Genomic DNA, 272 nt, shown 5'->3' with positions numbered 1-272 from the left:
ACCGCACGACCTGCCGCGCGTACAGCACGCCCGACACGCTGCTCTTCAGCGTGATCACGCGATCGGTCAGCGGATCGACGATGTCGGCCACTTCCTGGCCGGCCTCGATCCACGCGCCGACCGGTGTGCGGAACACGATCACGCCCGACACCGGCGCGACCAGCGGATCGGTGCCCGCGAGCGGCGTGGCCGGGTGCGCGAGCGGCGGCAGCGGCGCCGGCGTGCCGTCGATCAAGCCGCGTTCGGTCAGATAGTCGACGATCGCTTGCGCG

At 71.7% G+C, this 272-nt stretch carries 1 pseudogene; it reads right to left on the bottom strand.

The features are described from left to right. A pseudogene (locus SB816_RS31660) lies at nucleotides 1-272 on the bottom strand (succinylglutamate desuccinylase); the annotation flags it as partial.

Origin of the sequence: Achromobacter sp. SIMBA_011 (assembly GCF_046535435.1) — a bacterium.
Lineage (GTDB): Bacteria > Pseudomonadota > Gammaproteobacteria > Burkholderiales > Burkholderiaceae_B > Achromobacter > Achromobacter dolens.
Note: the sequence above shows the minus strand (reverse complement) of the source record. Positions and strands in the feature narration are given on the sequence as shown.